General features: G+C 52.5%; 30 protein-coding genes and 2 riboswitches. Of the genes, 28 read left to right on the forward strand and 2 right to left on the reverse strand.

Annotation, left to right across the window (positions count from 1 at the left end; genetic code table 11):
• The first annotated feature begins 24 nt into the window (after positions 1-24).
• From G7K71_RS14045 to G7K71_RS14170, 26 genes are all read left to right on the forward strand, one after another.
• Positions 25-207, forward strand: a complete 183-nt coding sequence (locus G7K71_RS14045; protein WP_166347543.1) for a hypothetical protein — start codon at positions 25-27, stop codon at positions 205-207.
• Positions 204-677 (forward strand): TadE/TadG family type IV pilus assembly protein, encoded by a 474-nt coding sequence (locus G7K71_RS14050; RefSeq protein WP_166347546.1) that lies wholly within the window; start codon positions 204-206, stop codon positions 675-677. Before G7K71_RS14045 ends, G7K71_RS14050 begins: the two co-directional genes overlap by 4 nt.
• Positions 674-1213, forward strand: coding sequence for a pilus assembly protein TadG-related protein (locus G7K71_RS14055; protein ID WP_166347549.1), 540 nt, complete (start codon positions 674-676; stop codon positions 1211-1213). Before G7K71_RS14050 ends, G7K71_RS14055 begins: the two co-directional genes overlap by 4 nt.
• 47 nt (positions 1214-1260) lie before the next feature.
• Positions 1261-2511: a type IV pilus twitching motility protein PilT gene (locus tag G7K71_RS14060; protein ID WP_166347552.1), complete on the forward strand. Its 1251-nt coding sequence runs from the start codon at positions 1261-1263 to the stop codon at positions 2509-2511.
• A 28-nt stretch (positions 2512-2539) separates the two neighbouring features.
• Positions 2540-3193, forward strand: a complete 654-nt coding sequence (locus G7K71_RS14065) for a hypothetical protein (protein ID WP_166347555.1) — start codon at positions 2540-2542, stop codon at positions 3191-3193.
• 67 nt (positions 3194-3260) lie between these two features.
• Positions 3261-4016 carry a DivIVA domain-containing protein gene (locus G7K71_RS14070; protein WP_166347558.1) on the forward strand — a complete coding sequence of 252 codons (756 nt, stop codon included), beginning with the start codon at positions 3261-3263 and terminating at the stop codon, positions 4014-4016.
• Positions 4013-5278, forward strand: coding sequence for a glycosyltransferase (locus G7K71_RS14075; protein ID WP_243174915.1), 1266 nt, complete (start codon positions 4013-4015; stop codon positions 5276-5278). The genes G7K71_RS14070 and G7K71_RS14075 overlap by 4 nt, the downstream gene beginning before the upstream one ends.
• Before the next feature lie 82 nt (positions 5279-5360).
• On the forward strand, positions 5361-6485 hold the full coding sequence (locus tag G7K71_RS14080) for an HD-GYP domain-containing protein (protein ID WP_166347561.1): 1125 nt from the start codon (positions 5361-5363) through the stop codon (positions 6483-6485).
• Positions 6439-7224 (forward strand): GGDEF domain-containing protein, encoded by a 786-nt coding sequence (locus G7K71_RS14085; protein WP_166347564.1) that lies wholly within the window; start codon positions 6439-6441, stop codon positions 7222-7224. The genes G7K71_RS14080 and G7K71_RS14085 overlap by 47 nt, the downstream gene beginning before the upstream one ends.
• A complete protein-coding gene (locus G7K71_RS14090) occupies positions 7221-7730 on the forward strand; it encodes a hypothetical protein (RefSeq protein WP_166347567.1) in 510 nt (169 codons plus the stop codon). Before G7K71_RS14085 ends, G7K71_RS14090 begins: the two co-directional genes overlap by 4 nt.
• 401 nt (positions 7731-8131) lie before the next feature.
• Positions 8132-11362: a hypothetical protein gene (locus tag G7K71_RS14095; RefSeq protein WP_166347570.1), complete on the forward strand. Its 3231-nt coding sequence runs from the start codon at positions 8132-8134 to the stop codon at positions 11360-11362.
• A gap of 589 nt (positions 11363-11951) precedes the next feature.
• Positions 11952-13046 (forward strand): VanW family protein, encoded by a 1095-nt coding sequence (locus G7K71_RS14100; RefSeq protein ID WP_313884987.1) that lies wholly within the window; start codon positions 11952-11954, stop codon positions 13044-13046.
• A gap of 40 nt (positions 13047-13086) precedes the next feature.
• Positions 13087-13350, forward strand: coding sequence for a stage V sporulation protein S (locus tag G7K71_RS14105; protein ID WP_166347573.1), 264 nt, complete (start codon positions 13087-13089; stop codon positions 13348-13350).
• Between the two features lie 80 nt (positions 13351-13430).
• Positions 13431-13763, forward strand: coding sequence for a hypothetical protein (locus G7K71_RS14110; RefSeq protein WP_166347576.1), 333 nt, complete (start codon positions 13431-13433; stop codon positions 13761-13763).
• 16 nt (positions 13764-13779) lie between these two features.
• Positions 13780-14742, forward strand: coding sequence for a hypothetical protein (locus G7K71_RS14115; RefSeq protein WP_166347579.1), 963 nt, complete (start codon positions 13780-13782; stop codon positions 14740-14742).
• Between the two features lie 15 nt (positions 14743-14757).
• Entirely contained in the window at positions 14758-14964 is a 207-nt protein-coding gene (locus tag G7K71_RS14120) for a hypothetical protein (RefSeq protein WP_166347582.1), read from the forward strand.
• 119 nt (positions 14965-15083) lie between these two features.
• Positions 15084-15920, forward strand: coding sequence for a hypothetical protein (locus tag G7K71_RS14125; protein ID WP_166347585.1), 837 nt, complete (start codon positions 15084-15086; stop codon positions 15918-15920).
• Positions 15920-17782, forward strand: coding sequence for a 7-cyano-7-deazaguanine synthase (locus tag G7K71_RS14130; RefSeq protein ID WP_166347588.1), 1863 nt, complete (start codon positions 15920-15922; stop codon positions 17780-17782). Before G7K71_RS14125 ends, G7K71_RS14130 begins: the two co-directional genes overlap by 1 nt.
• Before the next feature lie 299 nt (positions 17783-18081).
• Entirely contained in the window at positions 18082-18330 is a 249-nt protein-coding gene (locus G7K71_RS14135) for a hypothetical protein (protein WP_166347591.1), read from the forward strand.
• A gap of 254 nt (positions 18331-18584) precedes the next feature.
• On the forward strand, positions 18585-19175 hold the full coding sequence (locus G7K71_RS14140) for an NUDIX domain-containing protein (protein WP_166347594.1): 591 nt from the start codon (positions 18585-18587) through the stop codon (positions 19173-19175).
• Between the two features lie 80 nt (positions 19176-19255).
• The gene (locus tag G7K71_RS14145; RefSeq protein ID WP_166347597.1) at positions 19256-19549 is read left to right on the forward strand and encodes a hypothetical protein; all 294 of its coding nucleotides are present in this window, start codon (positions 19256-19258) and stop codon (positions 19547-19549) included.
• A 262-nt stretch (positions 19550-19811) separates the two neighbouring features.
• Positions 19812-19904, forward strand: a riboswitch (cyclic di-GMP riboswitch).
• Between the two features lie 126 nt (positions 19905-20030).
• The gene (locus G7K71_RS20265) at positions 20031-20462 is read left to right on the forward strand and encodes an HD domain-containing phosphohydrolase (RefSeq protein ID WP_166347600.1); all 432 of its coding nucleotides are present in this window, start codon (positions 20031-20033) and stop codon (positions 20460-20462) included.
• Between the two features lie 251 nt (positions 20463-20713).
• Positions 20714-21664 carry a methyl-accepting chemotaxis protein gene (locus tag G7K71_RS19915; protein ID WP_313884988.1) on the forward strand — a complete coding sequence of 317 codons (951 nt, stop codon included), beginning with the start codon at positions 20714-20716 and terminating at the stop codon, positions 21662-21664.
• Positions 21665-21712: 48 nt separating this feature from the next.
• Positions 21713-21853: a hypothetical protein gene (locus G7K71_RS14160; protein WP_166347603.1), complete on the forward strand. Its 141-nt coding sequence runs from the start codon at positions 21713-21715 to the stop codon at positions 21851-21853.
• A 93-nt stretch (positions 21854-21946) separates the two neighbouring features.
• Positions 21947-22102, forward strand: a complete 156-nt coding sequence (locus tag G7K71_RS14165) for a hypothetical protein (protein WP_166347606.1) — start codon at positions 21947-21949, stop codon at positions 22100-22102.
• A 179-nt stretch (positions 22103-22281) separates the two neighbouring features.
• A complete protein-coding gene (locus G7K71_RS14170) occupies positions 22282-22569 on the forward strand; it encodes a hypothetical protein (RefSeq protein ID WP_166347609.1) in 288 nt (95 codons plus the stop codon).
• Positions 22570-23028: 459 nt separating this feature from the next.
• Here the strand turns inward: G7K71_RS14170 and G7K71_RS14175 are convergent, their stop codons facing one another.
• Together G7K71_RS14175 and G7K71_RS14180 are read right to left on the reverse strand one after the other, a co-directional pair.
• Complete coding sequence (locus G7K71_RS14175) at positions 23029-23175, reverse strand: hypothetical protein (RefSeq protein WP_166347612.1); 147 nt, start codon at positions 23173-23175, stop codon at positions 23029-23031.
• Between the two features lie 15 nt (positions 23176-23190).
• Positions 23191-23556, reverse strand: coding sequence for a hypothetical protein (locus G7K71_RS14180; RefSeq protein ID WP_166347615.1), 366 nt, complete (start codon positions 23554-23556; stop codon positions 23191-23193).
• A 376-nt stretch (positions 23557-23932) separates the two neighbouring features.
• Positions 23933-24026: riboswitch (cyclic di-GMP riboswitch) on the forward strand.
• Between the two features lie 321 nt (positions 24027-24347).
• Here G7K71_RS14180 and G7K71_RS14185 point away from each other — a divergent pair.
• Together G7K71_RS14185 and G7K71_RS14190 are read left to right on the forward strand one after the other, a co-directional pair.
• Positions 24348-24665 carry a hypothetical protein gene (locus G7K71_RS14185; protein ID WP_166347618.1) on the forward strand — a complete coding sequence of 106 codons (318 nt, stop codon included), beginning with the start codon at positions 24348-24350 and terminating at the stop codon, positions 24663-24665.
• Positions 24666-24685: 20 nt separating this feature from the next.
• On the forward strand, positions 24686-25033 hold the full coding sequence (locus G7K71_RS14190) for a hypothetical protein (RefSeq protein WP_166347621.1): 348 nt from the start codon (positions 24686-24688) through the stop codon (positions 25031-25033).
• The last annotated feature ends 40 nt before the right edge of the window (positions 25034-25073 follow it).

The raw sequence follows: 25073 nt of genomic DNA on the forward strand, positions 1-25073 counted from the left end.
AAAAAAGAGGAGGTGTAAGGTTCCGTGATGTTTCAAGAGATGAAAGCCTTATTAGCGAATGAGAGTGGGAGTTCTTTCCTGGAAAACATGCTCTGGATCGCCCTTTTCACGCTGGCGGTTGGGGCGGGGGTCGCGACTCTAACCGGCGCGACGAAGGCAAAACTCGGAGAGATAGTAAACAAGATAAATGGGGTGGGTACTCCATGATGCTACTGCGGGACAGAAGGGGGAGCTACACCATCGAAGCGGTGCTGTTCCTCCCCCTCGTCTTCATCATTTTCTTTTCAGTTATATGGGGCGGCATGCTCATGTACACCTGGACCGGGGTCAACTACGCGGCCATGTCGGCGGCGGTGGACGCCGCCAGGAGGGGAGAGTTCTCCGCCGAGGTTCGGAACGCGGCGGCAGGCTATCTCCGGCAGTGGACGCCAGGGGGTAAGATGCTGGGGGTCGACGCCAGCGCAGCGGCCCCCTACAGAGACCCGAACCGGATAGTGGTCTGGGGGCCGCCGCCGGGGGTGAAGGTCAACCGTGGGGGAACCATCCAGGTGGGGATAGTCTACCCTGCCAAGATAGAGTCGCCCCTGCTGGCGTTCCTGGGTAGGTCTTTTTTTGGCGGTGACGTCCTCTACCTCCAGGCCAGCGCAGTGGCGAAGAGCGAGGTGTTTTTCGAATGACCGGGGTTTACCGAGACCGCCGGGGGAGTGCCGTCCTGCTCTTCGTCTTCTTTTTCCCCCTGTTCGTGTGCATGCTGAGCATGGCGTGGGATCTGGGCAGGCTCTACGCCGCCAAGGTGGCCTGCCGCCATGCCCTGAACCTGGCGGTCAGGGCGGCCGCGGCGGAGATCGACCCGGATGCTCTGGCCGACCCCTCTGGCCCGCGCATGGTGGTGGTACCGGGTAAGGCGAAGGCGAGCTTCGACTCTGTTTTGAAAGCTAACTATGACCCCTTGCGGGGACACCTGGTTGACGGTAGCTACCGGGAAGTATTCTTTTATGTCGTGAACAGCCCGGACGACGCGGAAAAGGTGGGATCTCCTTCTACACCATTTTCCTATTCCACGGGCGGGGGGACCGTGACGTTACGGCAACCTGCCGTAGCGGCCGAAATTGCTGTACCGGTCGAACTCGGCCCATTTGGGAAAATGGCCACGGGGCGGAGCGTGGTGGAAATGAGGGTCCATACAGCTGCCGCGCCGGAAGTAAAGTTGTGAATTTATTTTTTCTCTTTATTTTTTCTCTTTGAAGGAGGCATTGATCAATGTTTCTTACTGCTGACAGTGAAAGGTTTATCGTTGGTGAAGCCCGGGGGATGGAGTCTTTCGAACTTCTCCAGGCTGTGGGCCATGCCGCGGGTGTGGGAAACGGGAGGAAGATGGAGGACCTGTTGAAGATGGCCGTCGAGATAGGAGCGTCCGACGTGCACCTGACCGCAGGTGTGCCGCCTGTCCTGCGGGTGGAGGGTAAAGTCTGGCGGTTACCCGACCTGGCCTCTTCCGGGCCGGAGAAGGCGAAGGCAAAAGCCGCGGCCTTTTTAAGCGAGAAACCTAAATGGAGGAATCACGTGACCTCTGCGTCAGTTGAAAGTTTTGCAGCAGATCTCCTTGCCCGAGAACGTCATCGTACCGCATTTGAAAGGCAGGGAGAAGTGAGGTTTGCCCTCTCCGTGCCCGGCCTGTCCAGGTTCAGGGTATCTGTATTCCGGCAGAGGGGGTGCCCTGCCGTCAATATACGCGTGCTGGGGCGCGGTGTACCCGATTTGGATACCCTTTTTGAACCGCTGCCGGAGGTGCGCGAAGCCCTGTCCAGACTGGTTCAGGCTGAGGGCGGGTTGATAATCATAGCGGGTCCGGCCGGGAGCGGTAAATCCACCACCTTAGCCGCTATCGTTGACTGCGTGAACCGGACAAGAGCCTTACATGTGGTCACCATCGAAGATCCTGTCGAATACTTGCACGTCCACGCAAAGTCAGTAGTTAACCAGCGGGAAGTAGGTGAGGACGTCGAGAGTGTGGCGGCGGGGGTGGCGGCGGCAGTAGCGGCGGACGCCGACGTGGTGGCCGCGGGCGGCGTACCGGACGGTCCGGCAGCCGATGCGGTAATCGCAGCTGCCGAAGCCGGAAAACTGGTATTTTGCGAGGTGAGGGCGAGTTCGCTGGGGGATGCTGTATTCGCCCTGGCGGACTTGGGAGGTACTGCGGCGGTTCCGCAGCGGCTTGCTTCAGTACTGCGGGCCGTGGTGTTCCAAAAGACCGTCCTGCGTTGCGACAGGACAGGGCATGTTACGGTTGCCGGCGTTTACCCGTTGTCCCGTGCCGCGAGGCTGGTCATCCGCAACGGCGACCGGGAGCGGGTTGCGGCAAGCATACGCGGGGGAGGAATCGCCCGTCCGCTGGAGCATTCGCTGGCAGTGCTCGTTGCGTCCGGGCTGGTGTCCCCGGAGGATGCCGAAGAGTATTCCGACGATCCGGATCTGTTCTGGCAATTTGCGAGTTCAGCGAGTTCTTCTTAAACTCATCATCGGGGAGCGTCATGCGTTAATGGAAGAGAAACAAGAAAAAATCCGTTTTCTCGGTGGGAAGATGCCCGGTTCCGGAGTTTCGCGCGTGGTGCTGGCCCTGACCGCCGTAGTCTGGACAGCATTAATTACTGCGGCTGCCTGGGTGGTTGCCGCAGCGGGCTGGGTGCTTCTGGCCCGGCTGTGGCGGCAGGAACTCTTCGTCCCCGATGCCGCCCAGGTTACCGCTTCCACGCTGGCCCTGGTCATGGTGTGGGCCCTGGCCGTATTTCTGGGGTTCCGCCTGTGGGCGCGGTACAACTACCGGCGTTACTACCTTCGCAACAGGCGCAGGCTGGAACCCGTACCCGTGAGCGCACCGCGTCCGGGATGGGCCGAGGTGGTCGTTGCGGCGGGAGGGGCGGTCGTGAAGAGAAGCCGGGCGGCACTGTTGCGAGCCCGGAGGGGTCCCTCCGGGCTTCCCGCCACCCGCCTGCTTTCGGAAGCCGCTGTGTTGGTGCGGGAAGGCGACCGCAGGGCTGCAGCCGGGTTGCTCCGGCTGGCGGTGTCCAACTCCGCGGCGGACGTCGCTGTGCGCGAGTCCGCGATGAGGCTTCTGGCAGCTTCCATTGTGGGGCTGGGTCAGGCCGGAAGGGAGGCGGCTTCGAGAGCACGTGGAATGCGTGCGCTCCGGTAGGAAACAGGCGGGTACTATACGTAGCGGGGCTTAATTTCGACCACTTTGGGAAGGAGGGGAGAACCCTATGAACCGCGGAAACACACCTCAGTTCCAGCGTTCCTTCCGCGGCTACGACCCCGCGGAAGTGGACGCCTGCATCGCCGAGTTGAGTTCCCGTCTGGCTGACCTGGAGAGAGAAAATGGAGAACTTAAAACGGCTCTCGACTCTTACCGCAAGCAGGAAGATCTTCTCCGGGCCGCCCTGGTGACGGCGGAGGAGGCCGCGGCCAAGGTCAGGGAGAAGGCGGCACAGGAGGCTGATCAAACGGTCGCGGCGGCCGGGGAAAAAGCGGCTTCTATCCTGAAGAAAGCAGAAGAAAAAGCTCGGACACTGGAGGCTGAGGCCGCCGCCTACCGGGAGGAAGTAAGAAAGAGGCTGTACGCTTACGAAAGGGAAGCCCGCGTCCTGTTGGACCGCTTCTACGTGATGGCACGGAGGCACATCGAGACACTGGAGAGGGAATTCGTCAAGGAAGTTGAGGCTCTTTTGGCCCGCATGGATGCGGAGTACGAGGCCCTGCCTCGACCTGAGCGTCCCGCCGCGCTTTGCGGCAGGAGAGGGGACGAACCCGCGGACGCCCTGGCCGCCGAGTGGGAGGAAAAGGAGTCAGCGGCACTGCTCGGCCGTACGTTGGCTTGCGACCTCGCCGACCCGGGAGGAAGGGTCATCGCCCGCAGGGGTGAACCGGTGACACCGGAACTGATCGAGAGGGCCGCGGCCGCCGGCCTCTACGGCGAACTCGTCGCGGCCGTCTCGGGGGAAGGGGATGTCGCGATTTGACCGGACACGTGCTGGCCGACGCCGTTTCTTTTTTTGTGTTTCTCTACCCCCTGGTGATGAGCGTGGTGTGGATCATAGGAGGGGTGGATTTTTGGTGGCGGCGCGAGAGGCTGCCGGGCACGGACCGGGGGTACTGGCCTTCGTTCTGGCCCCCGGTCACTATCCTGGTGCCCTGCCACAACGAGGAGGCGACCATCGGAGCCACGTGTGACAGCCTGCAGCGGCTGGACTACCCGGACTACAGGGTGATTTTCATAGACGACGCCAGCACCGACCGCACGGTCGACATAGTGAAGGGGTATCTCGCAAAGGTGCCGTACTTCCACCTACTCCGCCTGGAAGAAAACCGCGGCAAGGCGGGTGCCCTGAACGCGGCCCTGGACTTCGTTCAAACGCCCCTGGTGATGGTTCAGGACGCCGACACGCACCTCGACAGGGAGGCCCTGAAATGGCTGGCGGCACCTTTTCTCCGCCAGCCCCGGTTGGGGGCCGTTACTGCCAACCCTATTCCCCGGAACCGCCGCGGTTTCTGGGGCAACTTCCAGGCTGCCGAGTTTGCTTCCATCATCGGTCTTATCAAACGCAGCCAGCGCGTCCTGGGCAGGATTCTCACCGTCTCCGGGTGCGCTACGATGTACCGAATGGAAGTCCTCAAGCGGGCCGGAGGTTTTTCGGAGGCCACGGCTACCGAGGACATTGACGTCACGTGGCGCATACAGAAGGTATTCTGCGAGGTGTGGTTCGAACCGCGGGCGCTGGCCTACATCCAGGTACCCACCAGTTTCCGCGAACTGTGGAAACAGCGTAAGAGGTGGGCATTGGGAGGCTGGCACCTCCTGAGGACCCATCGGGATGTATTCACGGACTGGCGGTGGCGCAGGCTGTGGCCTGTCTACGTGGAGTTTGTCTTAGGATATGCCTGGGCCTTCGCCTTCGTAGGGATGTCGCTCATGTGGGCCGCCTCACCAGTCCTGGGGTTGCCCGCTGTGGGGGGTATCAGCCCGGTGCCTGCCTGGTATGGTGCCGTGGTAAGCGTGGTGTGCCTGATACAGATGATAGTTGCCGTTGAGGTCAACCGGAGGTACGATCCCGGCTTAATAACATGCCTTTTCTGGGTCCCGTGGTACCCGCTGGCGTTTTTCGGGATCATGGCTTTAGCCGCCGTGTGGACGGCTCCCGGGGGGCTTTTGGGGTCTCTCAAAGGTGTGGGCAGGTGGCGGAGTCCTGCAAGGGAAAAAGAGGAAACCTGTTTTTTTTCTTAAAACATCCTTTACCTGAAAAACCGAGCCCGGTTTACCGGGCTATTTGTTTTTAAGTTAACATCCAGGGGGCGATAGTGGGGAGGTGTTGTTTTTGAAGATATCCACTAAATTTCTTCTGCCTGGCATGAAGCTGGCCCGGCCCGTCTATGGAAAAAACGGGGAGCTTCTTCTAAAGAAAGGCACGGTGTTGACTGCCAGCCACGTCATGTCTCTGAGGAGGTACGGGATCCTGGCGGTCGATGTGGATGGTCTGACTGATTTGAGCGAGGAATACCGGAATCTTTTGGAGGATGAGGTTCGGAGCGATGTGATGAACGTGGTTCGCGAATGGAGCCAGGGTGAAAAACAAAAAGGTTTTCAAAGAGTGGTAGAGACAGTAGAGAGGATCGTAGACGAAATTCTTTCCGGCAAAGAAGTCATCGGCAACCTTACCGAGATATGTTCCGCTGATATGTATACCTACGCCCACAGCGTGGACGTGTGTGTGCTCTCCCTGACAGTGGGGGTAAAACTCGGATATAACAAGCAGGATCTATTACGCCTGGGAATAGGGAGTCTCCTGCATGACCTGGGCAAGTCTAGGGTGCCCCCGGAGATATTGAACAAGCCCGGTAAATTAACTCCGGAAGAATTCCGGGAAATTAAAAAGCATCCCGCTTACGGTTACAAGATAATCCTGGAGTCACAGGACAGGATAGACCCCCGGAGCGCGGCCGTCATATTGAACCACCACGAGAGATATGACGGTACGGGCTACCCGCGCGGCCTGAAGGGGGAGGAAATTGACGAGATGTCGGCCATCTGCGCTGTGGCTGACGTTTACAACGCCATCACCACGGACAGGGTGTACAGGAAAGCTTACCCCCCGCACGAAGCATACGAGATGGTCATGGCTTCGGGTAATCTGATGTTTAGCGCCAAGGTGGTCGAAACTTTCCTCAAGTGTGTCCAACCTTACCCGCCGGGTTCGGTGGTAAGGCTTTCAAACGGTTTGATAGGGGTGGTCTCCAGAGTAAAACAGGACTTCCCGTTCAGGCCGATAGTGAAATTAACAATTTCCGGGGAGGAACTGGACCTTTTGCGGGAGAGCAGCGTGGTAATAACGGGACTTCTGCGACCCGAAGAACTGCGCGAACTGCTTACGAAGGGAGGTGCGGTCGGTGCTGCTGCCGCTTCCTCCTCTAGCCGGGCTGCAGGAAACAATTAAGTTCCTGCTGCCGCGCATTGCAGAGGTGACCGGGGCTGAAGAAGTAATAATTTGCCTGGATGCCCCGAACACCGCGGACAGGTATGCAGTGGGGTACAGGGCAGGGGAGTTTTACGACCCTCACGCGGTCCAGCATGCCAGGAACGGCCTTGTGTTTATTCCACTCAGGGCTGGTGGCTGGCTGGCGCTGTACGAGACGAAGAAACCGTTTGACCAGCGGGTCCTGGAGCAGTATTGCTCCCAGGCGTTGGAGAACGCTGTTAAGTACGAGAGTATTCAGCGACAGTCCATGGTGGATGTTCTTACAGGTCTTCCGAACAGATTCGCCCTTTACAGAAAACTCGATGAGGAAACGAAGCGTCTTTGCAGGTTCTGTGTTCTGTTTATGGATCTAAACGGTTTCAAGCAGATCAACGATACCTACGGCCATCTAATGGGCGATGATGTGTTAAAGAAGGCCGCAGAGGAAATAAGGAGCGTATTGCGGGTTTCAGACTTCCTGGCCCGTTACGGCGGTGACGAATTCGTTGCTGTACTCTCAGAAACCACAAGAGAAAAGGGGGAGTTGGTGGCGTCCAGGATAAGAAGCAGGGCTGTCAAGGTGGAAGACATAAGCGTATCGGTATCTGTCGGCCTGGCGGTATATCCGGAGGACGGGCTGACGCCTAAGGACCTCATCGGGCGAGCTGACAGCAGGATGTACATGGACAAGGAAAAAAACAGGGGGGTTACTGGATGAGAGGAGTGTTTTCCAGGTTTACGGGTATACCAGTTGTTCAAGGGATCAGTGCCACCACTGTTAAGGGACAGGTAAAGCACTACAATGTACGGGTCAAACTGCACGGTAGGGGTGCGGAAGAAGAACTAAATAAACTCTGGCCTTTTGGAAACATATCTACCGACGGTGATGGTGTCACAGCGGATTACATTGTAAAACCTGAAGAAGTAGACAATTTTTATTCGAGGCTTTTGAAAGTGCCGCCCCAGTCCGGGGAGAGGGAAGTGGCAATCGTGTTTCAGTTTAACGGACCCCTCACCGAAGAACTCAAACGGCGGGTTGCCAGATCTGTCCGGTCCAGCGACCGGCTCATTTGGGGCGAAAACAGGGTGGCAATAGTTCTCAGGAACTGCGGTGAAGAAGCTGTTAAGGCCGTCCAGGAACGTGTCGGGGCCGTTCTTGCGGTGGAGGACAACGTTTCTTTCTCCGTCCGGGTCAGCATCGTTGGGCAAAACTCTTCTTCGTAGCCGGAAAGTTACTGGAAAGTACTTGCATGTACCGCCCGCAGGTGGTAAAATTAGAAGTGACGGGAAAACCGTGAAATAGTCCCGTCTTTTTATTTTGCCGGGGGCGGGAAAACCGCACCGGACCCTTCTGGCGCTGCTCGCTGGAAGGGCGGTGCGGTTTTTTACTTCCTGGAGAACCTTGCGGAAAGGGGGTCGAACTAAGACAAAAAGGCTGATCGGATTCATAAGTTTTACGATGACACTCAATAAGAAAAGGTTTTAACTGCTGGGGACGGGGAAACCGTACCGGCGTACCGGATTTTGCACTTCCGGCGCTGGTACGGTTTTTTTATTGTGACCCCTCCCCAGGAAAATTCACAAGGAGGGGCAATCAATTTAAAATGAAGAGATGGTTAAGTGTATTGATACTGGCGGTATTTGTACTGACGCTGTTACCTGCGGGTGTGTGGGCAGGTAAAACCATGATAACGGCATCCGTGCGAGGTACAGGGAATGAAAATTCGGTAGTGAACCAGGTATACGGCAATAACGACGCAGTGAACCAGGGTAGCGTCACAAACCATGAGGGTAGCGACGAGAATGACGGAGCGGCGGACGTGCTGCTCGTGCTGAGGACGGAACCATCGGACGGGGCGGCATGCGTGCGGCCTGACGCGCCCATCAAGGTAATATTCGACACGAGTTCAAGGTCGTTCAAATATATGAGCAAACAGCTGGAGAAAGGCCATTTTTACGCGACCATAAACGGACAGAAGGCGGATGCGGTATACAACGGCCAGGACACGGTAGAGATTAAGCACGACCTGTTGCAGCGGTACACGCGCTACACGGTGGAGTTTGTCCTGCACCTGGACGACCAGGGCAGGCACCTCGGTTTTGAGAAAAACGGCCCGGGTGAAGGCTGGGAAAAGAAGACCTACAGGTTCTCCTTCGAGACGGGTTCCGCCCTGCACGAGCCCAGGCACGCGAAGTTCTCCCTTTCTTCCGCCAAGCCGAGGGTGACGGAAGGAGCCGAGCTTGAGCTGGTGTTCACGGACGATTACGGCCAGGCCGGTTACGGTGTCGAGGGTAAAGTGATCCTGACGGAGCATGGTGTCAGGAAGCCCGGTTCTGCTGTAGCCGAACCTTCCGATTTTGTCGTACCCGAGGGATCGGATGGGAAGGTAACGGTACGCATCAGCGATACCGAAGCTGAGAAGGTGAGCTACCGGGTCGAGGTATCCGGCCCATATCCTGAGGACGCGGCCCGGTTTGACGGCGAGGTAAACTTCCGTCCCGGTCCCGCCGCGAAGGTTTCCCTCTCCCTCGACAGGGAAAAGGTCGTGGTGGGCCAGGAGGCCGTGATATCCGGTACTGCTGAGGATATTTACGATAATCCGGTTGAGGACGGCACGCCTGTAGTTGCCAGTGCTTCGGCGGGCCAGGTTTCCGGCGCTTCCACTTCTGAGGGCACGTTCTCGCTGAAGTTCACTGCGCCCACGAAGAAGCAGCCGGTCACCATGACGGTCAAGGTTGACCAGTGCGAGAGCGAGTTAAATATTCCGGTAATAGCCGACGTTCCGGCTAAGGTGACGGTAACTCCGGAGAAGCAGAAGGCTGTAGCCGGTTCTCCGGTGAAGGTGAAGGTTTTCGTTGAGGATAAGTACGGCAACGCTGTTGAGGACGGCACAAAGGTAACACTGGCGGCCAGCGGCGGTACGGTCAGCCCGACTGAGGCGGTTACGAAGGACGGTACGGTGGAGGCTCAGGTTGCCTCCGGACAAACTAGCGAGGTAACAGTCAAGGCTTCCACGGATAACGGGATTGTTAGCTCTGCTGCGGTGAACTTTGTGGCTATCGTCCCTGCGGGCAGCCAGGTGAAGCTCGACGTAGTACCCAGCAACTCACCGGGTGAGTACACCATCAAGGGTCAAGTAACGAAGAATGGTGTTCCGGTTCCTTCGGTGGCTGTGCCTCTAGTCACTGAGAACGGCAAGCTGAGCGACTCGATGCCGGTGACAGACCAGCAGGGCGAGTTCAGTGTTACACTTCAGAAGGAAGAGGGTTCTGCTGGTTGCGTTACGGTGACGATTGACAGTTCCCAAGCTCCCGGTGTGGTTGCAGGAGCGGTGGGCATTGACCCGCTGATTTTCGGCACTCAGCCCTGGACGGACACGGGGATCGACGTAGGTGCCGGCTTACTGGTGCGGGTCGAAGCGACGGGTTCCTGGGCCTCCGAGCTCTACGCTAAGATCGGGGACAACGGGACTCCCGTCAAGGTGGGTGCGAACGGAGGCTTCGTGACCGGAGTTGCTGGCAGGTTGTACCTGGGTCCCAATACGGCAAGCTATGCAGATAATGTTGATGCCATTATCCATATAGACGATCCTGCAGCGGTCGGTATTCTGCCTACGATAAGTCTGACAGCGAACCCGACGCAGATTCCTGCCGACGGCAAGTCGACTTCGATCATAAGTGGTAGGGTGATGTACGGTCAGTATCCGGGTGTGGGAGTAGTTGTGAATCTCTCTGCTACGCTTGGTACGGTTGGACCAACATCTCCGGTGACTGATGCAGACGGTTTCTATCAAGCCACATTTATAGCAGATATCCAGAGCGGGACGTCTGCGATTACGGCATCTTATAAAAATTTGTCACAGGTGGTAAATATCACGGTAACTGCATCACAAGGTGCGTTTAGTTCTAAACAAGTGATGGCAACTGGATACGATACTACGTTTGTAGTAAAGTCTGATGGAACTTTGTGGGGATATTGGAGGCAACCTGTACATTTACTCGATGATGTGGTATCAGTGGATAGTTTTGATTATGTTTCGTTGGCTTTAAAAGCTGACGGTACAGTATGGAAAATCTATGGGGATAATTATGTCGCTGGGCAGGTTAATGGACTCAATGATGTTGTATCAGTAGCATGCGGTAGACATCACTTCTTGGCTCTTAAAAAAGATGGTACTGTTTGGGCATGGGGCAAAAACGATGTAGGGCAGTTGGGCGACGGTACAACTGTCGACAAAAGTGTTCCGGTTAAGGTGATAGGTTTAGAAAATGTAGTAGCCATATCAGCTGGGGCTAACCATTCACTTGCCTTGAAGTCCGACGGTACAGTTTGGGCGTGGGGGTGGAACTACCGCGGCCAGCTTGGAGATGGAACACAAATAAACAGGGTCGTCCCAGTACAGGTAAAGAACCTGGGCAGTGTGGTAGCGATTGCAGGTGGTTCCATGCATAGTATTGCCTTGAAGTCTGATGGTACCGTTTGGGCATGGGGGTATAATGGTGAAGCCCAGCTTGGTGACGGCACGTATACCTCGAAGTCTCTGCCGGTACAGGTGAAAAACATAAGTGACGTAAAGACCATCGGAGCTGGTTATTCGACTTCTTTTGCTGTTAAGTCTGATGGTACAGTGTGGGGTTGGGGAACTAACTATAATTACCAGCTGGGAGTAGGTTCAAGTCAAAGGAACTTTCTCACCCCGGCACGAGTGTGCTTAAATGATGTAGTTGCTATAGATGGCAATGTTAATCATTCAGTAGCTGTGAAAAATGATGGTACTGTTTGGGCTTGGGGAAGAACAAATTATATTAGTAGTAAAGTACCAGAACAAGTAAGCGATCTAAAGTTGTTTGAATAGGTCTTTAAGTTGTAGTTAAGTCTGCGGTTGGTACCGTGGACTTTTCTTTGTGAGAGAAAGATGGGTGGTAAAACTGATATAGAATTATTGATAGATGGGTCGATGCTTCCGAAAATATCATGTAATTGTGGACTAAAATAGTCGGTCTCAAAAATTGCGATTGGTCATATGCATGTGTAGATGTGCCTGAAGTAGAAATAAAACTTGACGTATATTAAAGCATCGATGAAAAACTGTAAAAAGACTGCCCTTTTATATTCTTAATTAAAATTAGCATGTGGAAGGCGGTCAGGATAGCTCAGAAATAGCCGGAATCTTTGACCCGGCTATCTTTTTTTGAGGAGGTGTTGCCTTACTGGTCGGTATCGCGTACACATTTCTGTCGGTCGCGTCTTTACTGTTCTGGAAAATTGGGTGTGCTTCAGGAGATTGTTTTGCGTTTTCCTCCTGGGGTTTTCTTGGCCGTCCCTGGTGGCTCTGGGGGGCGTTTTTCTATGCGGTAGCAGGTGTTCTTTGTCTGGGTCTGTCGAAGAACCGGTTGACCGGGACATTCCTGGCCGCCAGTGCGATTTTCCACGCTGGGTTGGTCGTGTACGGTTACGTCGCAACCGGATCTGTCTGCCCGGCCTGCTGGAAGTTTGTAGCTATAGGTGCGTTGCTGGCCGTATTTTACCTGATTTCACCGGGCAAACAGCCCGGGCGGATGGTTTATGTATCTGCCGGTCCCGCCCGGGCGCTGGCGGTGGTATCCCTGGCCCTGCTGATCGTCAATCCGGGTACGGAGCCGGTTGCTGTCCTGCCTGCGACTGCGAGTCACTCTGACAGCATTAAAAAAGCCGGGCCGGACCCGGTTGAAAAGACAGCTTCCTACAAGCTCCGGGTATCCACTCCGGACGGAAAGGAAACGTACCTGGACCTGCGGGAAAAACCCGCCCTGTTTTTCGCGGCATGGTGCCCGCACTGCCCGGAAGCGCTGAAAGATGCGGCCAGGCTGTTGCCGGGAAAACGTCCATATCTGATTGTCACTTACCTGCGGGAAGGGGACATCGGAAAAGCGAAGGAAAAGCTGGCTGAAAATGGCCTGACCGGGGAGCCGTGCTACCTGGTCGAAAAGCCGCCGAAAAGCGTTCAGGAGGTACCCGCTTTGGTCTGGATGGAGGGATCTGAGCTGAGACACGTCGAAGGGGCCGGGGCGATTGCCGAAAAGCTGCGTGCTCCGAAACTCTTAGGTTCTGCCGAGATCCCGAACCCGCCGGACGGGGGTGGAGAGAATGCGGCCCTGGCGGCTTCGCTGATAAACGGGAAAGTGGTCCAGCCGGGTGAAGTGTTTAGCTTTAACCGGGCTGTGGGGCCGCGCACGGTATCCAGGGGTTTTGTGGAGGGGAGGTCCGTTGTCGAGACGGTCTACGGCCCCAAGACGGTACCGGACGTGGGCGGGGGCGTGTGCCGGGCCTCCACGGCCCTCCATCTGGCGGTGCTAAACGCGGGGCTAGAGGTGGTGGAACGTCACAGCCACAGTATGCCCGTGAGCTACGCGGAGCCGGGTAAGGATGCGGCGGTGGCCTGGCCGTACTGGGACTTACGGTTCAGGAACACGGTGGGGAAAACCCTGGTAATCAAAACCAGTAATAATTACGGAAAATTGAGGGTGGAATTGTGGGTATATAGCTCACAATGGAAATAATGCGTCTTGTAAGGTAACAAATTGTAGGAGGGATATAAGTTTGGAACTGCTGAAGGTATCTTCCAAAACCGACACCAGGAAACTCGGGAAGGCACTTTATCGCGCGCTTAAGGAGAACGGCGGGGAAGCCGTCCTCCAGGCAGTTGGTGCCGGGGCGGTAAACCAGGCCGTCAAAGGGGTAGCCGTGGCTCGGGGTCTGGCGGCTCCGGAGGGTGCTGATTTGAAAGCGGTACCGGGGTTGACACGAATAGAGATGGACGGAACTGAAAAGACGGCGGTACAATTGCACGTGTTTTGGCGGTGATGCTGGTTGGCCGGGTGGCCTCTTTTGCAGGGCGCCCGGTTTTTTTCTTTCGTGAGACCACAATGAAAGGGGGAATAAGTATGCGGAAAACGATAAAAGTTGTAGCGATGGCGGTACCGGCCGTATTTGCGGCGGTAGCCCCGGCGTTTGCTACCACCACTATCGACTACGGTTCTCCGAGTATATGCGTCCCGTCACTCGGATGGTTGCTGGTTGTATTTATGTTGTCAGGGGTTATCAGCGGGGTGGTTGCGTTTTTGGGTAAGGATAGGTTTTGGGTGTTGCTCCTGGGAACATTTGTTGCAGTTGTTTTGGAAATAGCGCTTGTCTCAGCGATTCCGAAGCAGCATTGTGATTACGGGGTAGTAGATCTTCACTGCTTTTTGCCCGGGTTTTCCGGGCTTTTATTGTAAGGGGGAGGGATAACTTATGAACGTCCATTTGCTGTTTGTCATTCACAGTCCCGGTGGGGCGAATTTCGCTGCTCCGTTGGTCAGGGAATTTGCCGTGAGAAAACTGCCCGGGGTGAGGTATGATGTTGCGCTATTGAGTCCCTGGGCGAAGGAAATTGTCGGTATTGGTTTTGACGTAACCCCGGAACCGGAAGCCGTGATACGTGCGGTCGAAGCAATGGTACCCGACGTTGTACTCTATGAAACGGGGTCGGTACACCCGGCGGCACTCGCATCAGTTTCAGCCGCAAGGGTAGTGGGCGCGGTCAGCGTGTGCATGCTCGACTGGTTCGGCAACTATGAAAAGCGGTTCAGGGAAATGCCCGACCTGATCATGGCACCCCACCCCCGGGTGGTGGAAGAAATGCGGGAGGCAGGGTTCGATACTTCCGGGGTGGTGGTGCTGGGCAACCCGCATTTCGACCGTCTAAAGCAATTCCGATACGTACCGCCGGAAGGGCCGAAAAAGAAAGTGGTGTTCTACTCCCAGCCCCTGGAAATGCATGGACAGAAACCCACGGAAAAACAGGCTCTGCTTGCCCTGGTATCGGTGCTGGAGCGGCTACGGGAGGAAGGTTGGAACTTCGAGCTGGTCCTGCGCCCGCATCCGAGAGAAGATAAGACGTGGCTGAAAGAGTGGCTGGAAATCCTTCCTTATGCTGTATGGAACGAAGGGGGAGAATCCCTGCTGCCGGCGACGAGTGCGAACCTGGTGGTAGGTGTAAATTCCACGCCGCTGTACGAAGCATTGTGGTTGGGTGTGCCCACGGTATTCTACCGTGGAGATGTGCTTCTACTGGAAAAAGAAATACGGGAGATTTTGACCGGGAAGAAGAATTTCGCTCCCGACCCGGCGGTGGTGGGGTTCAACGCTACGGAGAAGTGTTTTTGCTTCCTGGCCGGGCTTGCGGCGGGTATCGCCAGAAAGAAAGCTGCCTGATCCGGGGGTGTGCGGATGAATTTGGTGAAGCTGATCAGGGATTACCTTGCCGACTGCAGCAGGAAAAGCAGGGAGCATACCTGTCCTGCCTGCGGCTACATCGCTCTGGTCTACCATTCAGACGGTACCGCGGGGTGCGCTTTGTGCGGCGTCGAGATTTTCGACAAGGATGAAGTGGCAAAGTTGCGGGATAGAGGGAAACTTGCGCAGGTGGGCAGGTAAGTCTTTCTTAAAGCCGGGCATTCCTTCTTTTCTGAGGTGCGCCCGGCTTTCTATTTACAACTGGTTTGACATATTTCGACATGATTTCTCTTGACTCTTGGGTTTGGGAGGTGATTCAATTGAAACGGTATAAACATGTAAGTAAGATAAGTACCCAGTTGGAGTGTTCAAGAATGGGTCATGAGCGGGTAGGGCTTCTTCCCAAAACCATTAAATGGAGAGAATTAGTCCGCCAGATTGCTAGCATGTATGATTCTTCAATTGATATATCTGATATTGCAAGACAAACTATAAAAAATGTTCGCTCAAGGTTACGTAATATTTCTCAAGATGAAGGCGTCAAGGCGGCATTTCAATTTCTTGTCACACTTTCTATTGCCTCCCGAGCTGAAAATCCAAGAAAAATGTTACTTGACGTTGGAATTGACTTGCCTAAAAAAATTACTCCACTTTCCTTAGCTAAAGCGGTTCGTGTTTGGGTTGATCCGAGAAGAAGATCTGCAGAATATGGTGAGATCGCACAAAGTGCAGCAATTGACTCCATAGCTCTTTGGTATAGAAAGCATAATTTTAACCAGTTAAAGTTATTTAATATGGAAGAAGATTCGTTTGAGGTTTGGCGTAAGGCCGGAACAGGTGCCGGTTTTTGCGAGCTGGCTCGAATATTTTTTGCTAAATTTACAGAACGCTACTTAAATTATTTTCTTGAACGTGAAGCATCTGCAGCTTTACGAAATATGGAAGAACGTGACCTTTTCCGTAGTCAACTCCAAGTGCATATGGAAAAGATTTCCCAACATGCTTTTGAGACTGCAAAAATAACACAATCTTTTGCAGCGGGATGGTTTAATAAGAACACCAAAGAGGGTTTTCCGAATACAAAGGAAATTGAAGGTTTCTTGACGGTGGCGTTTGGGAAAATACGTGATGAGCTACTAAGGGAGGGCGAAAAATAATGAAGGACGCCCTTCCTCAAATAACAGTTGTATGCAATGGTGCAGATTTTCCCAAAAATGGGAATAATAAAATCCTTTATCTTGAATATTTACCAGGCAAAAACATATCCCCAAACGTTAAAATTTCTCTTCCTAAATTTATAAGTAGCGTATATTATCTTCCCGATCGCATCAGGGATTTATTAGAAATAGCGGCATATGTTTTCGCGGCAGATAGAATGATAAAACGCGGTGAAATAGATAGCCTGGAGTATCATGCATGGGCAAGATCTTTCCATTTTTTTGTAAAAGTACGTGACTTTGAATTTTGGCAAAAACCTAATATTCAAAACAAACTCAATGAAGCACTTTCTTTTATGACGGGCGACCTTGAATATAAATTTACTTTTCAACCAGGTCATTCAACGCCACCAACCAGCCTTTTTGACAAAAAAGAATTTAAGGTTGAACATGGAAGAAACACTAGTATAATACTGTTTTCAGGGGGTATTGACTCTTTGGTTGGTGCTATTGAAAGGCTAGAGCAAACTAATGATTTAATATGCTTAGTTAGTCATATAACTCAACCTGGTACTAAAAAAACAGTAGCCCAATTGTTTAAAGCATTGGAAGAGCATTACCCAAATCGTGTTAGACATTATAGCTTTAACTGTAGCTTAACAGGAAGTAATAAAGCGCGTGAAGAAACACAACGGACTCGGGCTTTTTTATATACATCGATAGCTTTTGCTTTAGCATGTGCCTATTCCCAAAAGGAGTTTTTTGTGTATGAAAATGGGGTAACTGCCATTAACTTTCCAAGGCGGCAATATCTTATGAATGCAAGGGCAAGTCGTACAACGCACCCAAAAACAATAGCTCTCCTTGAAGATCTTTTTTCAGAAATGGAAGGTTCAAGAGTTAGAATTAGAACCCCTTTTTTATGGAAAACAAAAACAGATGTACTTACTTTGCTTAAAAAATATCGTCGAGAGAGATTAATCACTAGTACCGTCTCATGTAGCAAAACTTATCAAAATATGACTATGGTTACTCATTGTGGTGGGTGTTATCAGTGTATAGACCGAAGGTTCGCTATATATAGTGCTGAATTGGATGATATTGATGATGGCACTATTTATAACATTGACTTTATTTCACAAAAAATTGAGGATGTATATATAAAAACTACTTTACTTGATTATGTAAGACAGGCAAAAGATTTTGCAACATGGAATATAGACTATTTTTATTCAACTCTATTAAGTGAACTAACTAATCTGACTGATTCTTTTTTTGAAGATGAGTTCGAATTAACAGAGAAAATATGGAATTTGTGTCGGAGGCATGGGGAACAGGTTTTAAAAGCGATGAAACGAATGAGAGATCTTCATGATGACCCCTTTTTCAAAATTTCCGAAGGTTCCTTGCTTCATATGATTTCAGAACGTGAATATTTGAAGGAACCTGTTCAACGGCTTGTTGAAGTTATGTGTAGGCGTTTACAAAAAGCGCTTCCTATAGCTTTTCAAAAAAATAAACCTAAAAATGAAAATGACCTAAATGACAAAATTAACGCAATCTTAGCTTCCGATTCAGATGATTATGAAAGGGAATTTCCAGCAGTTTCTTTTGGGCTTGCTCGTGTTGTGCCAGATCACTCATTCCATAATAAGGACTTGCTAATAGAATCAAAATATATACGCGCTTCGACTTCTCCAAGCAAAGCTTCTGAAGGTATTGCTGCAGATCTAATAAAATACCCAATGAACTGTCATATATTGTTTATTGTATATGATCCAGAACGTTCTATTGTGGATGATGAAAAATTTAAAAGGGATTTTGAGCGAAGTAATCGTTGCACATTGTGTATTATAAGATAGTTTGTTCGATATTTTGTTCTCATTTACGATTGTCAGGGTGCAAGCATGGTTGGCGCCTTTATTATAGACGCAGACTACCGCTGTAAGGTTACTGATGTAAAACCCGGAGAGGAAAAGCGGGAGTGGGTTCTCAGGTAACTTGGGGTTACAGTCGGGTACTCGTAAATGGGCACCCGATTTTTTTTTGGAATAGACGAAAACCGGGGTGGCCTGCCCCTTCACCAGGACAGGTTGCCGGGATTTCAACGGGGTTGTGCCGGAATGACGACTTACTGTTCGTCAGAGACAGGTGGGCCAGAGTGCCTGAAACCTCTGTCCTACGGCGCGTTTTGCAACCGCTGGATCAGCTTGTCGGCTTTGTCCTGCGTGATCTTGCCGTCCTTCACTACCTGCTGGATGGCCTAGATTTTGGCATCAAGGAGCTTCTGGTGCAGTTGATCCATGGTAAGCCCTTTTTCCTTGGCGATGTCGAAAATCTTCTTACCCTGCTGCAGTTCGGTTTTAAGTTCGTCGGCGCTCATACCGAGAACCTGGGCCAGCACATCTAACCGTTTGCCCGCGAATTCCCCGGCTTTTTTCACCATCTTGGGACAAAAGTTTCACCCGGGCCGAAACCCTGGCAGAGCTAGAAAGGCAGGGGTTCCCGAGAGAGGTGGTCCGGGTGCTGGCCGATACAGAAGAACTGGCGGTAAAAAGAGTAATGGGCAGGTGAATAATGCTAGTGTTACATGCTAGTATCAGTGTTGGGGTGGCTGAATTGGTTTCGTTTGTCGCAATGAGTAAACAGCCGGAGATCAGGTTTGTGCGAGGAAGCGTAGCAGGGGAGTGCCTGGCTCTCAAACAGTTGTCTCTGTCGGGTAATGGTGTCGAGTTGGTGGTTACCCCGGCGGAATTCAGCCGGTTCGCGCTTGAGGCCGGCACTGAGGAAATCGTCGGTAGCTGGGAAGACGCTGTGGGAAAAATCCTGGCGGTCAGCGTACTCGTTCACGCCGGGAAGAAAGTTCTGGTGCTCAAGCGGAGGGACGACCTGGCAATCCGGAGTGGGAAATACACGGCCAGCGTTATTGGAACGGTGACGACAGATGACGCTGAAAGCGGGAACGCCCTGACAGTTGCTGCGCTGAGGGAGCTTCGGGAAGAAACCGGGCTTACAGAAAACGATGGCATTCTGGCTTTTCGGGGCCTTGCGCTGGCGCCGGGGAAGTTGCAGCCCGTTGGAATTTTTGAATTCTCATGCTGGAGATGTTGCGATGAAATCCTTCGGTCCGTTCTGGACTGGCCCTGGTTTGCGGAGGAACACGAAGGGGCGGAGTTCCTGGATGCCGCCGCATCTCTCGGTTACTTGCTAAGTCCCGTTTCCCGGTTAGCTCTTCAATTATTCAGGGGGAAATAAGTTGCCGGTACTAGTGTTTTGCGCTAGTGTTTTTGATGTGGTAAAATACTAGTACAAAACACTAGTGGAAGGTGGCAATAGTGCGAAACAAAAAAGTGATGGTGTACTTGGAAGAATTCGAATACCGGAGGCTGAAAGAGCTTGCCGCCCGGGAAAACAAAAGAATGAGCGCTTTCGTAGTCGATCTGATCCGGGATTTTGACGTTCCTGCCAGGAAAGCTATGGAGTGCATGGAGTACAAGTGCAGCTACTGCGCCAAAACGGTCTGGGCGGACGCCTGGGAAGCCATGCCGCCGGAGAAGTGCCCGTACTGCAGTGGCCGTCTGGTTTCTTATGGACGGTGGGGTACGGTGGTTCTGGGGCCTGTGCGGTAGGCGGTACAGTTGCGTAAAGATGTCCGGCGGGAGAAGCTCGGTGACATCTCGGTGGATGACGTTCGTAAGGAAGGCTGCCCGTGGGTAAAAATGGCGGATACGGTGTGCCTGCCGGCTATAATCCATAACTGCCCTGTTTTAAGCTATTGCGAAAAATATTTTATGCGACATATATCGACATTAATTTCACTTGACAGGGATAAATTATGTTGATTCAATAGAAGTAAATGCGAAATAAGTGGAGAAGTGTAGAGCAAATTTCGCTCCCAGTGGGCAAACCCAGCGAAAGCTGGGGACGCAAAGCCACAGGTCTAAAGTTATTCATTGGGGTAACCATGATGGCTGGGTTGCAAGGGAGAAAGATAGCTACAGGGCAGGCGTTTTTCTCCCTGTAGCTTTTTATTTTTGGCTTGACGGGCCGAACTAAATTTTTCATTCATATTGGCGTCCTCAAAGGATTTCTTAGCATGGAGGTTTTGTTATGACTGGACAAGCTCTGGTATTAAATACATATGTTCGGGGGGGGGGTAATCCCTGTAAAATACCCCGGGTGCTGTTATATTTAACAGACAATGCATCAATATTAAATATCCCCTTATTACGTTCCCCTCCCTTATCTCCCTCCCTGTTTGTTCCTTCTTGTCTTACCACCCATTGGTCTGCACATTTTTTCCATATCCTTTCTCACATTCCCGAGCTGAAAGAAATCAGCCTCCTGATGCTTTACCACGAGCGTTACGACGGCCGGGGTTACCCGCAGGGTTTAAAAGGGGAAGACACCCCCCTGGGGGCGCGTATCCTGGCGGTGGCCGACAGTTACGACGCCATGACCTCGTACCGGGTGTACAGGCCGGCCATGACTAACCGTGAGGCACTGGAAATAAATCTGCCGCTGTGCGGGCACGCATTTTAACCTGTAGCTGGTGGAGGTATTCTGTTAACAGGTGGTGTTTTGCAGAGAAGAGAATTTGCCGTTTCAGCGGCTAGCCCCCGAGGGGTTGATAATTACCAGATAAGCGACAGGTAAGGACTGTAGTTAGCTTTCTGGTAAATCAATTATATACCTTTTCACCGGTGATTTACTGGAAGCTTTGACACATCCCGAATATGGCTGATTACCCTACCGGACTGATGTAAGGATAAACGAAAAGGGAGTGTTTTTAAGTGAACCTGCTTCCATTTAAAAAGAAAGCTCAACCGGAAGAAATATCTCCACCTCCGGCGGTCGAGCTGGTGGAACCCGCTGCAGCTGCCGGCGATGACAGGGGTGAACACCGGGCGGAACAGGCGGAGCCCGATCTTTTAAAATGCGCCCTGAAGCTTGCTCCCTTTATTAAGGGGATGCTGGGGGAAGAGACTGGAATTTATGTATCGGACCTGGAGCGGTATATTTACTGCGACCCAGGTCGGGTGGGCCTTTCTTTAAAAGCGGGTGACACCATCAATGAAGGCAGCGTAACCGCCCTAACCCTGCGCACCGGCCGCAGGCAGGCCAGGCGGACGGGGAAGGAGGTCTACGGCATACCCTACATCGGCGTTTCCTACCCCATTACTGATCCCGGTACAGGTAAAGTAATCGGCACCATTGGCATAACCACCCCCATCACCCGCCAGGAGAATCTGATTGCAATGTCGCAAGAAATGGACGGCCAGATCAACCAGATTGCCATGGCTACCTCCAGCCTTTCCGCCACCTCGGAAGAAGTGGCGGCAACAACGGAAAACCTGAACAGCAGCGCGCAGAAGATCAGGGATGAAATCAAGAAAACCGACGGCATTGTCAACCTCATCGAGGAAATTGCCGAGCAAACCCACCTGCTGGGGTTGAACGCGGCCATCGAAGCGGCCCGGGTGGGCGATGCCGGGCGGGGTTTCAATGTGGTGGCCGGGGAAATACGCAAACTATCCCAGGATACCCAGCGGTCCGTTAAAGAAATCATGCAGACTTTGCATGACGTACAGCAATCAATTATAGATCTGACAAACTCAATTGAACAGGTGTCAAGTGCAGCACAACAGCAGGCTGCTTCGTCCCAGGAAATTAATGCGTCGATAAATGAGCTTACTGCAGTGGCCGGGCAACTAAAAAAGCTGGCCGATGAGCTGGTGGTTTAGGGAATAGGGAGTTTAGGGCAAGCCTTGAAAATACTGGAGAGTAAAAGTTTGGCTTGTACCGTGCCGGGGCCGGCATCCGTCATTATAGAGCGCCTGCGTGCCATCCGGGGCTTTTCCTGCGATGAAGTAGCCGGGGCCTTGGGCATAATCATGAAATGCGTGGATAATGCCCTGCGCGGGTACGGCTAAAGGGATGCCGCCTTTGCCCCACTAAATATATTCGGGGAGGGAAAAAGGATAAACTGGAGACGAGTATTTGACGCTTTAGAGGCGTATGACCGCTTGTTACAGGAAAACCGGGTTGTTGAGGCTCTCAGAATTCTTTTCCAGGAGGCCGGAGCAGATAAGGTTACTGACGATGATTGGCGGATGGCCCTGGCCCATTTCCGTGCCGTCTATGGCCGACCTCCCCTCTTCCCTGAAGACAGCGGTGAGTAAATTGACTCTTCCTTATGAACCAGGTTAGTCAACCTTTTCCTGCAGGTTTCAAGGACTATAAAAAGATAAACATTTGTTTAATTATGGGAGGAGGCAACAATTACCATGCCGCAGGATTGTTTTTTGTTGTGTCGGTAGCTCAGGCTGCCACTTTTTTGTTGAAAAGGTGGGTGGTATCTGTGGAATCTGTCCTGACCGAGCGCGAGCGGCGATTGGCTGGGCTCTTCTTGCGGTGCCTCGTCCAGGCCAGTAACTACGGGCCGGTGGACGTGGGCGCCTTCATCCATTCTTTCCGGGAATACCTGTACGGCAGCTTCGTTCCGCCGGAAAAACAAAAGCGTTGGAAGCAGTTCAGATGCCTTAACTGCGGCGTAAGGTTTTTCGCCGAAAAGTCGGATCGGAAGTTCTGCAGCGAATCTTGTGCGGTTGCGTGGAACAGTAAAAACAGGGCCAGAAAGAGAGCATGATAATAAGCCGGGCGCCTTTTTAAGGTGGTGTCCGGCTTTTGCTTTCTGGCCGGATTGATTTGGAATTATGACGCCCCGGTCAGGAAGGTTGCAGAGTGCATGGAATACCGGTGTGACCGCTGCGCCAAGACGGTTTGGACAGAGGCCTGGGAAGCCATGCCGCCTGAGAGGTGCCCGTACTGCGGTGGGCGTTTGGTTTCCTGTGGGCGGTGGGGCACGGTGGTCCTGGGGCCGGTGCGGTAGGCGGTACAGTAGTGGGGGTGAGTAAAGGAAATGATTACAAGCACTTTTGTTACTTGCGGGTCTTCACTAAGCGATACGTTATTTACAATTCCTGACAAACCTCTTCTCATACAGTTTCTTTACGTTGGAGTAGGAATGATAGCTTGCTTTTTACTGTTTTCGACTTTTTACTTTACAAAATCCTTTGCGGAGAGACTTAAAAAGAAAAAAGAGCAATTATTCCGGTAGCCTCTGGCTCAAAGCTATTTCCCTGCCCGCGAACGCTTTTTCGGTTATTTCCAGTTTTTCTTTACCGAAACGGTCGAAGAGGGTATGAACGGCACAAACGACGGCAAAAGGAGACCATGGCTTGTTTCCCGCCATAAACTCAGCCACGGCTTAGGGTTTAAACGGCACAAAATGCAGCTTCTGGCTTTCCCACTTGTCTTTAGGAACGCCGAGGGAGCGGATTTTAAGAATCTCTTCTTCGGTCTGATCCACATGTACCACCCCGTACAGGGCGTATTCGCAGAGGACGGCGTTGGCCCCGAAAGACAGGAACTTTACCTGGTCGGGCGAAATTTCCAGGCCCCCCTCTTCCGCAAGCCCTCTCACCGCCGTCCTGTAGGGGTCCGGCCCGCCGTTCGGCCCGACGTCCACCGGCCTGCTGGAACTTTCGGCCACGGAAGGGAAGAAAACGAAAGCATCGACAGCGGTAGGTCTCCGCTCGCTGAAAATGATCTTTCCGTCTGCTGTCACCACCATGATGCCCACCCCGAAATGGGTGGCGAATTCGGTACGGGATTGTACATCAGGTCAACCCTTTCGGCGTACCGCTTTTCACGTTGTCGGCCACAATTGGCTCGTCCAGCATGTTGTCGGTTACCAACATCGTGAAATAGTCGGTGGGCCGGAACGAAAGGTGCCGGGAAGGCTCTTCATGCGGGCCGGCTCTTTGCCCGACGAATAATTTTCCAAGCTGGTACCCGAGGCCGTTAAATGGTACGGGTTTGCCTTTCGCTTCACGCTGCTTGACTCTCTAGATTTTTTGGCCGTATTCGTAAACACGAAATTTCCCTTGACAGGGGGTAAATTATGGTGATTTAATAAAAGCAAAGGTAAAAAATGTAGATAAAAGTCAAATCCCGGCGGGCAAACCCGGCGAAAGCCGGGGACGCAAAGCCACAGGTCTAAAGTTTACTCATTGAGGTAACCATGACGGCTGGGTTGCAAGGGAGAAGGGTAGCCGCAGGGCAGACGGTATCTCCCTGTGGCTTTTTGTTTTGAGGTTTGGTGGAGTGAACGATATTTTTCATTCAAAATTTCTCCTGGGTTCGACACTTTTTTGCCCGGCCGAGGCACATGTAATAAGAATGGTTCAATAAGAATGGTTCAATAATATCAAGGCCTTGGCGATGTTTAACATAGAAAAAACTTAAAAATGCATGGGCATACGACTATTACAAAAAAATATTGAACTACAAAGAACGGACATGGTATTATTAGGTACCATGTATATCAGAACCATCACCAGACGAAATAAAGACGGAACGCCAGTGCGCTATATCCAGCTGGCCCATAATGAATGGGACCCAGTCGCTAAGTGTGCCAAGGCCAGGGTATTATACAACTTTGGACGTGACGAAGATCTGGATGTTGCTGCCTTAAAGCGTCTGGTTTCCAGCATCAACCGGTTCTTAAGTCCTAAGGAGGCCTTGGAAGCACGGGGGAAAGTGGAACACGGCGATGCGTTAAAGTTTGTTTTTAGCAGGCCCTGTTGCGGCACCTGGTTCCTCAACGAACTTTGGAAGCAGCGGGAGTTCGACTTTACCTTAAAAAACTACTGGCTAAACGACAGTACCGTCTCCCGGTAGAAAGGGTACTCTTCGCCCTGGTGGCTAACCGGGTACTGGAACCCCTAAGCAAACTGGCCATTGAGGACTGGGTACAACAGGGTGTTATAATCCCGGATCTCGAGCGTGTCGAAGAGCAACAGATGCTAAGAGTCATGGAGTTTCTCCTGGAAGCCAGCGAAGAAATCCAGAAGGAAATATTCTTTCATACGGCACACCTGTTAAATCTGGAAGTGGATCTTCTGTTCTTTGATACCACCTCTACTTACTTTGTCACCGGGGAAGAAGATAATTTCCGCAAACCCGGCTATTCCAAAGACCACTGCCCGGTTCTGCCTCAAGTGGTTATCGGCCTGGCGGTTACCAGGGAAGGCATCCCAGTGAGATGATGGGTATGGCCGGGCAATACCATGGACATGACGGTAATTC

This window comes from Desulfofundulus sp. TPOSR, assembly GCF_011393055.1.
GTDB classification, from domain to species: domain Bacteria; phylum Bacillota; class Desulfotomaculia; order Desulfotomaculales; family Desulfovirgulaceae; genus Desulfofundulus; species Desulfofundulus kuznetsovii.

Coding starts and splice junctions, on each gene's coding strand:
- G7K71_RS20265 (WP_166347600.1), top strand. CDS start 20,031: ATGACTGGACAAGCTCTGGTATTAAATACATATGTTCGGGGGGGGGGT.
- G7K71_RS14050 (WP_166347546.1), top strand. CDS start 204: ATGATGCTACTGCGGGACAGAAGGGGGAGCTACACCATCGAAGCGGTG.
- G7K71_RS14090 (WP_166347567.1), top strand. CDS start 7,221: ATGAGAGGAGTGTTTTCCAGGTTTACGGGTATACCAGTTGTTCAAGGG.
- G7K71_RS14180 (WP_166347615.1), bottom strand. CDS start 23,556: ATGGTGGTGACAGCAGACGGAAAGATCATTTTCAGCGAGCGGAGACCT.
- G7K71_RS14130 (WP_166347588.1), top strand. CDS start 15,920: ATGAAGGACGCCCTTCCTCAAATAACAGTTGTATGCAATGGTGCAGAT.
- G7K71_RS14060 (WP_166347552.1), top strand. CDS start 1,261: ATGTTTCTTACTGCTGACAGTGAAAGGTTTATCGTTGGTGAAGCCCGG.
- G7K71_RS14110 (WP_166347576.1), top strand. CDS start 13,431: ATGCGGAAAACGATAAAAGTTGTAGCGATGGCGGTACCGGCCGTATTT.
- G7K71_RS14055 (WP_166347549.1), top strand. CDS start 674: ATGACCGGGGTTTACCGAGACCGCCGGGGGAGTGCCGTCCTGCTCTTC.
- G7K71_RS14120 (WP_166347582.1), top strand. CDS start 14,758: ATGAATTTGGTGAAGCTGATCAGGGATTACCTTGCCGACTGCAGCAGG.
- G7K71_RS14115 (WP_166347579.1), top strand. CDS start 13,780: ATGAACGTCCATTTGCTGTTTGTCATTCACAGTCCCGGTGGGGCGAAT.
- G7K71_RS14065 (WP_166347555.1), top strand. CDS start 2,540: ATGGAAGAGAAACAAGAAAAAATCCGTTTTCTCGGTGGGAAGATGCCC.
- G7K71_RS14175 (WP_166347612.1), bottom strand. CDS start 23,175: ATGGCGGGAAACAAGCCATGGTCTCCTTTTGCCGTCGTTTGTGCCGTT.
- G7K71_RS14070 (WP_166347558.1), top strand. CDS start 3,261: ATGAACCGCGGAAACACACCTCAGTTCCAGCGTTCCTTCCGCGGCTAC.